The sequence below is a fragment of the Paenibacillus sp. MY03 genome (assembly GCF_002165585.1).
Lineage (GTDB): Bacteria > Bacillota > Bacilli > Paenibacillales > Paenibacillaceae > Pristimantibacillus > Pristimantibacillus agaridevorans.
Genome location: NZ_MXQD01000060.1, coordinates 51,745 through 61,521 on the forward strand (window position 1 = coordinate 51,745; position 9,777 = coordinate 61,521).

Annotated in this window: 7 protein-coding genes; 6 read left to right on the forward strand and 1 reads right to left on the reverse strand. The window is 52.2% G+C overall.

Annotation, left to right across the window (positions count from 1 at the left end):
- The first annotated feature begins 11 nt into the window (after window positions 1–11).
- The 5 genes from B1748_RS31895 (at window position 12) to B1748_RS31915 (ending at window position 7,958) form a co-directional block, all read left to right on the forward strand.
- The gene (locus tag B1748_RS31895; RefSeq protein ID WP_087572009.1) at window positions 12–1,097 is read left to right on the forward strand and encodes a M14 family zinc carboxypeptidase; all 1,086 of its coding nucleotides are present in this window, start codon (window positions 12–14) and stop codon (window positions 1,095–1,097) included.
- Window positions 1,094–5,773 carry a DUF4962 domain-containing protein gene (locus B1748_RS31900; RefSeq protein WP_179215923.1) on the forward strand — a complete coding sequence of 1,560 codons (4,680 nt, stop codon included), beginning with the start codon at window positions 1,094–1,096 and terminating at the stop codon, window positions 5,771–5,773. The genes B1748_RS31895 and B1748_RS31900 overlap by 4 nt, the downstream gene beginning before the upstream one ends.
- A 37-nt stretch (window positions 5,774–5,810) precedes the next feature.
- Window positions 5,811–6,491: an L-serine ammonia-lyase, iron-sulfur-dependent subunit beta gene (gene sdaAB / locus B1748_RS31905; protein ID WP_087572011.1), complete on the forward strand. Its 681-nt coding sequence runs from the start codon at window positions 5,811–5,813 to the stop codon at window positions 6,489–6,491.
- Window positions 6,488–7,360, forward strand: coding sequence for an L-serine ammonia-lyase, iron-sulfur-dependent, subunit alpha (sdaAA, locus tag B1748_RS31910; protein WP_087572012.1), 873 nt, complete (start codon window positions 6,488–6,490; stop codon window positions 7,358–7,360). Before sdaAB ends, sdaAA begins: the two co-directional genes overlap by 4 nt.
- A 151-nt stretch (window positions 7,361–7,511) precedes the next feature.
- Window positions 7,512–7,958 (forward strand): OsmC family protein, encoded by a 447-nt coding sequence (locus B1748_RS31915; protein WP_087572013.1) that lies wholly within the window; start codon window positions 7,512–7,514, stop codon window positions 7,956–7,958.
- Between the two features lie 83 nt (window positions 7,959–8,041).
- On the opposite strand, the gene B1748_RS31920 is transcribed toward B1748_RS31915, so the two are convergent.
- Complete coding sequence (locus B1748_RS31920; protein ID WP_087572014.1) at window positions 8,042–8,821, reverse strand: hypothetical protein; 780 nt, start codon at window positions 8,819–8,821, stop codon at window positions 8,042–8,044.
- Window positions 8,822–9,122: 301 nt separating this feature from the next.
- On the opposite strand from B1748_RS31920, the gene B1748_RS31925 reads away from it, so the two are divergent.
- Window positions 9,123–9,491 carry a group-specific protein gene (locus tag B1748_RS31925; protein ID WP_179215924.1) on the forward strand — a complete coding sequence of 123 codons (369 nt, stop codon included), beginning with the start codon at window positions 9,123–9,125 and terminating at the stop codon, window positions 9,489–9,491.
- The last annotated feature ends 286 nt before the right edge of the window (window positions 9,492–9,777 follow it).

Here is a 9,777-nt window from a genome sequence, read left to right on the forward strand (position 1 = left end):
GAGGCGTATTTATGTCGTCTATTAACGGAAATCTGCCTAAAAGCGCCATAGAGCCCAAAGAGCCGCCAGCGTGGTGGCGGACCGCGACCGAGAACATTGAGTATTACGTGCAGCAGCGCGTTCGCCGCGGCGAGACGGCGCAATTGGCTGTCTCTTCCGGCGGGAGCGCCATTTATCGAGTTTCTTATGGTCAAAGTGAACCGGAGCTGCGCGGCCGCGCAAATTTTAATTCCGCGATCGGGTCCGGGTCGGAGGACGCGTACATTCGCAAGCGGGAACGGCGCTTTCCGGTATTGATGATATTGGCGGGCATCCATGGGCATGAAGTGGAAGGCATGATTGCCGCTCTGCAGCTAATGGAAATTATTGAGCAAGGACGCGATTTGCTCGGCCGGGATTGCCGGGAATTGCAGCGGAGGCTTGAAGCGCTGCGCATCGTTATCTTCCCGCTGCTCAATCCGGATGGGCGTCGCCGGGTGCCGCATGCGGGCTGGTGCGGATGGCCGCAAGCCGAGATGACCAAATACGGGCAAGGTACGCGTCAGGACGGGACGTCTTATACCTGGCGTCCTTCCAAAGGGGTACATCCTATGAAAGGGGATGTTGGCTTGCTAGGCGCTTATTTCGATGATGCCGGCATCAATCTGATGCATGATGAGTGGCCGGCTCCGATGAGCGCTGTTACGCAGGCGCTTCTTTCGGCTGTTGCGTCGGAAGGTCCGGATTTGCTGCTAAATTTGCATAGCTACCAGTTGGCTTCCCCGGCGTTTATGCCGCTAAACTATGTGCCGGTGTTTACGCAGCAAGCGCAGCAGGCGTTTGCCCGCGATTTTGCGTATCCTGCGATGTTGAGGCGGGGTGCGCGTCCGGGAAGCGTGCCGCCGGTTCAGGCAGAAGGCGAATCGCCGGACAGTGTGGCGCCCTTTAACTTGACGAGCATGTGTTATCACGTAGGAGCCACATTGCCTTGCACGTTTGAATCGCCGCATGGCATAGCGGAAAATCCGCATACCTATGAGCAACTTCACGATCTTCATCTGGGGCTATTGGAAGGCGCGGTCGATTATCTATTGCGAAATAGGAGGGAATGGGAATGAATGGGCATCGCTTTCAGCGGCAAGGATCCGCGGTTGTCGTTGCGTTTGCAATCCTCTTTACTTTGCTTGTTTCTCCATTGGCAGAAGCATCGAGCGCAAGTTCGCAGCAACAAACGTCATGGACTTGGCCCGATGGTTCGGGCATTGTTGTTCCTTTTCGCCCTGCCGATCAACTGGTGACGACACAAAATCCGCCGGATTTCAGTTGGCCGTACATTCGGGATGCGGACAAATATGAGTTGCAGGTTAGCGAACATGAGAGTTTTGCGATTGTCAATTACGAACAGGAGCTGAGTGTAAACTATTATAACTTCCCATTTACTTTCCGTAACGGAACGTGGCATTGGCGAGTACGTTACGAAAAAGACGGCGTTTATTCCGTCTGGACGGAGCCGCGTCAATTTCGGATTACCCAAGATGCCGTACCGTTCCCGGTATTGCCTGTAGATCAATTACGTCAATTGGTACCGACCGGACATCCGCGTGTTTGGGCGACGGCAGACACCTTGGAGGCGTTTAGATCATTGGCTGACGGCACCGGAGCGGCCGTTTATGAGAACAAGCTGGCTAACGCGAATACTTACATGAATTTGCCGCTGCCGCCGGAGCCAACGGCGGCTACCCGAAACGACGGCACTCGCGATGCGAATCGGATGCTTGACACCGCTTTTATTTATTTGATCACCGGGGAAGAAGCGTACGGTCAGAGCGCGCGGGCGCAGCTGCTTAATATTGCATCGTGGGATCCATACGGCGCAACTGGTTATTCGAGCACGGATCAAGTGCATCGGGTAATTAGCTTTCGATCGGCGATGGTGTATGACTGGATTTACGATATACTTTCGCCAGCCGACAAAACGACAATTCTTAATATGCTGAAAGTTCGGGGAAATATCATGTTTGCCGACCTGGTTGAAGGCGGGACGCCGATTGTTGATTTTCCCTACAACGCGCATGGCTGGACTTCATACGGTTTTCTTGGCGTAATGGCCGTTGCGCTCTTGCATGATTTGCCGGAGGCGCAAGCCTGGTTTGACGCCGTCGTACCTTCCTATATCAATTTGTTGCCGACCTGGGGAGGAGAAGAAGGAGGTTGGGCGCAAGGCACAGGTTATTGGCGCGTATCAAGCATTTTTAACAAAGATTTTATGGATGTTTTGTTGTCGGCAACCGGATTTAATTTGTACGAAAAAGCGTATTCGCGGAACGAAGGGCGTTTTCCGCTTTATATGTTTCCGCATGGCTCGCCGCGCGGGACATTTGGGGACGACAGCGAAGCCAAGCCCGGAGGTTACAATGTCTCTCTGTTGAACCGCTTGGCAGATATGCTGGATGACCCGGTGCTGCAATGGGGAGCACGGGCAGTAGGCACTCCGCCGCTTGGCGATATGTATGATTATTTTTTTGGAAGCGACGATTTGGAAGCGGTTCCGCCCATCACCTGGCCCAAGGCGGCGAAGTTTGATGATACCGGCTGGGTGTCTATGCATTCCGAACTATATGATCCGGAACGGATTTCGTTATATTTCAAATCGAGTCCTTATGGCAGCTTTAATCATAGCCATGCAGATCAGAACAGCTTTATTATTGACGCATATGGAGAATCGCTTGCTGTGGATAGCGGGTATTATGATGAATACAATACCTCTCATCATGGCGGGTTTACGAGGCAAACCTTGGCGCATAACGCCATCACGTTCGATGGCAAGCAAGGCCAGCCCGTACACGATATTGATGCAGATGGCCGTATTACGGGCTTTGTCACCCATCCTGCATTTGATGCAACAAGCGGGGACGCAACTGCCGCGTACAAGGGAACGTTAGAAAAGGCGAAACGCCACATTGTGTATGTGAGGCCGGATCATTTTGTCGTCATCGATCAGTTGGAAACAAACGATAGCAACGGTACCCAATTCGAATTCAACTTCCATGCCGACGATCGGCTTACGCTTGATCCTGACGGCAAAGGAGCGCTGGCGACCAAAGGAAAAGCCGGGCTCAAGCTGCGCTTTCATTCGCCCGGCGAATTGACTGCAACTGTCACCGATCGTTTTCTTAATCATGCCGGCGTCGAGGTGCGCCCTGGCGGACGTTTTGCCGCAAAGCCGGATCAGCAGCATGCCATGTTCGCAACCGAAGAAATTACGGCCACAACGCTTGTTTCGAGCCTGCAGCCTTATCGGCTGGACAGTCCCGCACCTACCGTCCAGTCATCCGTACATGGAAATTACGTACAGCTTGATTTTGAAGAAGGAACCACGGTTTACGTTCGTTTGACGGAGACGGGAATTGTGGACGCCGGAGACGTGGAGTTTGACGGGGTTGCTGCGTCTGTTCGGGATGACGGAAGCGTGCTGTTAGTGGAAGGAACAAGTTTGCATCATGAGGGAATCGAATTGATCGCCAGTGACAAGCCGGTAACAGTTGCTTACGACGCCAGCGATTTGTCTATTTCGGTTGCGGAAGCCGCTACAGTCGAATTATACGCTCCCGATTCCGTAAGCTTACGGCATACGGACGGCAGTGCGTTGCCGAACAGAAACCGGAACAAGGCGCTTAATCAATACGGCGTGTATTGGAAACAGAATGACAACAAGTTGAAAGTGACGATAGAAAACGGGGATCATCAGTTCAAGCTAAGCACGGATCAGCTATCCCGTCCGCTGCCCGACCGCTCGCTGGAGGTGGTCGTCAACGGGGTAAGCCGCAATATTGAACTCAAGTCGGCCAAAGATTTGTACGGGCGAACGGTCTCCTGGGGGATGATTGATGTCGATGCAGGCTTTTATCGGCTGGTCGATGCGCCGGATACCTTGATTTTTGAAAGCTTTGGAAGGCCGGAATTGGTTTATTTGCAGGAAGGTGCCGCAATTATGCTGCTTGGAGAATCCGTGGGAGCGCTTGAGCTGGAAACGGAAAGTTTTGGTGCGCCGCTGGAAACGGTCGTTTACGAAAACTATGATCTGTTAAGGGATCATACGGCTGTTTGGAAAGAAGCGGAGACCTTTACGGCAACAAGCGGCGGAGATACTTCCATCTATACGACGCGGTCTTTTCTGTCGGGCGGAGCAGGCATGGGCAATTGGCTTATGCCAGGCCAGCGGATTCGTTGGAAGCTGGAGGTGCCGCAAAATGGCGTCTACGATTTGGTGCTTAAATATGTAGCCGGTTACGATCTCAAGCCGGGAGAAAAAACTTCCCGTTATACGGAGATTGACGGAGAGCGTTATTATTTTGAAGCGGAGCCGACCGCCGATTACGGAACGACGCCGGAGAGCTGGCGAGGATTGAGGGTTCGCCTGAACAAAGAGTTGACGGCGGGGCCGATTGAATTGGAATTAACTCATACGTTCGGGCAAATGAATTTGGATTGGATCGGCTTGGCGCCTTCTTCATCGGATGTCATTCCGCCGTCAACGCCAGGCAATGTTCTAGTGGAATCCGCCGAAAACGAAGAAGCTACCATAAGCTGGGACAGTGCGAGCGACAACGTTGCGGTTTCTCATTATGTGATCATGCTGGATGGAACCGCACATGGACAAGTGACGGCTGATACCGGAGTGTACACCATAACCGGTCTGGATCCGGGAAGACGCTATGCTGTCGCCATCTATGCGGTTGACACAAGCGGCAATCGTTCGGCGGCAACAAATATTGAAATCGTCACGGAAGATACAGCTCCGCCTGTATGGGGAGCCGGCGCCGTGCTTGAAACGGATCTATTATTGCCGACGATGGCGAGACTGAACTGGTCCGGTGCCGAGGACGGCGATATGGCCTCCTTGTCTTACCATGTTTATCAACATACCGGATCAGCGGGAAAACAACTGATCGCCACAGTTTCGAATTCCGTTTACGATGTAATGAATTTGACGCCGTCCGCCAGCTATACGTTTTCCGTGGAGGCCATGGACGGAAGTGGCAATATTTCGACGGGAGGCCCATCGCTCAACTTTGATACGCCTGCAACAAATCCGTATAATGGCATTTTCGATTTCTATGATGATTGGCCGACAGGGCCTTTCTCCGGTGGCGCCTATGGCTATACAGTCGCAACGGGAACGGGAGCCGAGGTAACGGTCGAGAATGTGGAGCAATCGTACGTCGGAAACCGTGCTCTGCGATTGTACGATGGCCGCTACAACCCGGCGAATGAATATGAAGCGCTCCCCCAAATTGTGAGCAGCGGACGGGCAACGCTTAGCGGAATCGTGACGATGGAAACAAAATTCAAGTTTTTGCAAGCGAATCACGCATCAGGCAATTACAATATCGATTTCCTGAGCGGCACACAGGCTGCAGCCAAATTTACGGGGCTGTCGAACGGTGGTTTTGCGTATTGGGATACGGTGAATGGCGGGACGGTATTCCGGGCCATTCCGTCTTCTGGCACCTTGTTTAAATTACCGGTCGATGAATGGGTTACGGTCCGTATGGACGTAGATACAACTGCGCACACTTACGATTTGACCGTACAGGCGGAATCTCTCAAAAACTATGAAGGAGCGGTCGACGCTCCGGGCATACTGGATCGGCAGCAAGGGGTTTATCAGGTCAAGGACATCCCTTTTCTCGACAATAATAGTTTTGCTTCGGTTAACGGATTCCGGATGAATGCGACCCGCTATACCGGAACGTATTTATTTGACTATGTGTTTATGTATGAGCAGCCATAGATGTGAGCCAGCAGGCAAAGAGAGGGAATAGGGGATTATGCGTTTCAAGGACGTCTTCTCGATTATCGGTCCCAGCATGGTAGGACCCTCCAGCTCGCATACCGCCGGCGCGGTGCGCATTGGGCGCACGGCCCGGCAACTGTTCGGCAGGCAACCTGCCGAAGTGGAAATTGTTTTGTACAAATCATTCTCCTCTACTTATCGCGGCCATGGTACAGATTGCGCCTTGGCCGCGGGATTGCTGAACTACGGTACGGATGACGCCAGAATTCGAAACGCGGTGCAGTTGGCTGAAGAAGCGGGACTGTCTATCGCTTTCCATGATGGGGGAGATGTGGCTGCTCATCCTAATTCCGTGTTGATCAAGCTGCGGGATGAGAGGCAAGAGGATGTTCTCAAAGCCTCCTCCATTGGCGGAGGCAATATCGAAATTACCGGAATCAACGAATTTGACGTAAAAGCGACGATGGAGTTTCCCACTTTGGTGGTGTTTCATGAGGATCGGCCAGGCGTGCTTGGTGAAGTGACCGGTTTGCTTGGTGATTTCCAAGTCAACATTGGCTATATGGAAGTGGACCGAAAAAGCAGAAGAGGAGAAGCGTTAAGCGTAATTGAACTGGATGACAGAATAGAAGATGGAATGCTTTACGAATTGAGGCAACTATCTGCAATCCGGAGGGTGGCTGTCATCCATTTGACGACCGGGGGGAGCATATGAAGTTTGCCAGTTTGACGGAACTGATCGAATGTTGCCGGGGAGATGCGTTATCTATCGGTGAGTTAATGCTTGCCGAGCAGGCGAAGGAATCGGGTTGCAGCGAGTCCGAAGTGTTCGCCCGCATGGCGGCATATTACGGCATTATGAAGGAAGCCGTTCGTGAAGGCGTAGAGCGGCCTGTCCAATCGCGAAGCGGGCTCACGGGAGGCGATGCCGCCCGCGTTCATGAGTATGGCGCGAGAGGGGAGTCTTCGCTTGGAGCAGAGGCGTGCAAGGCGATGAGTTATGCGCTTGCCGTATCCGAGGTGAATGCGTCCATGGGACGCATCATTGCTACGCCAACAGCAGGCTCCTGTGGCATTATTCCCGGCGTATTCGTCAGCTCACAGGAGCGCTGGGGTTGGCGCGATGATCAGCTGATTAAAGGTTTGTTTACGGCTGGTGCGATTGGGTACGTTATTGCCAACAATTCGTTTATCTCCGGGGCGGAGGGAGGATGCCAAGCAGAGGTTGGATCGGCGATCGGAATGGCTGCCGGAGCACTGACGGAGATGCGGGGCGGTACGCCCGAGCAGGCTGTCCATGCCGTTGGACTGGCGCTGAAAAACTCGATTGGCTTGATTTGCGATCCCGTTGCGGGATTGGTCGAAATCCCATGTATCGTGCGCAACGGTTTTGGCGCAGTGACTGCGCTGGCCGCCGCGGATATGGCGCTTGCGGGTATAAGAAGCGTTATTCCAACCGATGAGGTAGTCCAGGTCATACACGAGGTTGGGACGAAGATGCCGGAGCAGTACCGGGAGACGGCCAAAGGCGGGTTGGCGCAGACCCCCACAGGCAAACGAATTATGCGTGAGCTAACTTTGTGAATCAAGGGCTTAGTTCGCAGCATTACGACAGGAGAAGGCGAAATTGATTGACAGTAATCAAAATCAACCCTATAATACTCACAATACCCATTGGATAAGTAAGAATTAATTATTGTGGGAATATACCTGATCATCAAAGGAGAAATAGGACATGGCTGCTGTTCAAACCTTCAAAGCAACTGCAAATTTACTAGATGGAGTTAAAGTTAAAACAAGCGTCAGACAGTTCGAGCTCATAATCGACGAACCCAAGAGTCTGGGAGGGACAGATACCGGGATGAATCCGGTAGAAGCTCTGCTTGCCTCGCTGGGCGCTTGCCAATCTATCGTTGCTAGAGTCTATGCACCTAAGTTTGGTGTTAAGCTCGATGATTTTCAAGTAGACGTTGAAGGAGAAATTGACCTCGATGGATTTTTTGACAGATCCTCGGTCCGTCCGGGCTACTCCGACATCCGATATACCTTCCGAATCAAAACAGATTCACCGAAAGAAAAGGTTGATGAGTTTGTACAATTTTTGGAGAGCAAATGCCCGGTTGGAGATACGATTGCAAATCCGGTCAATCTTAAACTAAATAGCGTCATTATTGAAAATTAAGAAGCCGCGCTAGAACGTGGTTGAGGGCTGTGACAGGTTGCCGAGGGGCAGGCAACCTGTTACAGCCCTTGTTGGTTTTTCGTTTAAACCTTCTGAATTTTGGCTGGGTTGTTGATTTTGTACGGAACGGGGTGCTTCGTCAGCTTTTTGGGCACCAGCTTTGCCTCGAACGTAATGGTGTCGCCGACGGCCAGCTCCAACTTCTTCAACGTTGCGCTATGGCTCGACCAAGCGCTGCCTAACTCAAGTAGCGGTTCTGAGATCGTTACGGCTTCGTAAATGATAACCTCGTCGTCATTGTCCGAGAAGTGGTTGGGAACGGTCGTGAACTCTTGTACCGTTGCAGTCACGCTTACTTTGCCATCCGGGAGCTCGATCTTCTCCTTTTTGCTTTTCTTGGCCGGAGCGTCCGGCTTTGGCGTAGCCGGCAGGGATGAAGGATCGCTTGCTCGCGCGTTGTCTGCGGCATCTGTATCCCAAGGCGGCGCATCGGCCGTAGCGGTGTCAACTGCCTCGGATTCGGCCTGAACGGCAACTACGGAATCGGCTTGCAAGGCGGCTTCTTCCGCACTCTCGACTGCGGCAGGGGCTTTGCCCCCGAAGCTTGCCGCCTGCATTTCCTTCAGATAGGAGGGATGTATGCTGTGCAGTTGGCCGTTCTCGAAACGAATGACAGCCGTTACTTTATCAGTGTATCCGACAATTTCGCAGGATAGGCTTTTGCCGTCCCGCTTGTATGCGAGAACTTTCATCTTGGCGGCCTTCTCCGAGATGAGCCCCCATTCCTTGCCCTTCTCAAGCAATTCGCTTTCATTGTCGAACGTCGTATAGGCGCTCGGCTCAATCGTGAAGACATGTTCCATGGCTTGTCCGCCTTTCCCATAGTGATGACATGATTTTACCATTTTTCATACCAAAGGGGTAATGACGAAATTTGCCGGATAAAATGAAAAACGGTTTGTTTGAATCGGCATGAATCCTGGTTCGTGTATAGTTTTCGAAAATACACAGAAGAGTTGACATCTCCAACTGTAATCATTATAATTACAGTAACAACCAATAAATAATTGGTTTTGAAGGAAAGTATTTTTTTTGAGTGAAGTGTACACGCAGTTGTTACAGTTGGGTGATGACAAATACAGTGAGGATAGGCGGTGCATGGAGATGAACATAAACGTCAGCGATTGGGTGCATGGAAGAACGAGCGATGGCGAGATGGTATACGGCTTTGTGGAGTCGATGGATGTGCTGCAAGGACTTGTCGCGCTGCACGTGGTCAAGTCGGATAACGAAGAACGGGTAGGGCGGCCCGTTAGGGTAAGATTGGCTACGATCAAGCCCGTCTCCGATTCCGCTTCGACGGATCTTAGGCACGCCGACGAACTGATCGATCTGGCCTTGGCGACGTGGGACGAGGAGTGGTTCATGGAACTGACGACATCGAATTCGGGAAAAGAGCGTAAGCGGCAGAAACACGAGGCGATTATTCAAACGGCTCCTCCGGTCAATCGATTGGGCAAGTTTATTCGGTAAAGCAAGATGGGTACGAGTGAGCGCGTGTGGGGGAGTGTGCGTGCGGGAAACAATCAACGGGGAGAAGGGACGATTGCATCAGCGGCCTGCCCTCCCCTTCGAACATATAGATAACGGGGCTGTTCTCATCGTCGACCGTGACGTTGGGAGCAGCCCTGTTGTGGTTGATGGAGTACTCAATTCTTCTCAATTGCAGCTATTCGGCTTGAAGAGGCGGGTGCCGAGACGGAAGTATATGCACTGGTGCCGCCGAATGTAGCTGAAAAATCAGCTACAATGCGCCGCG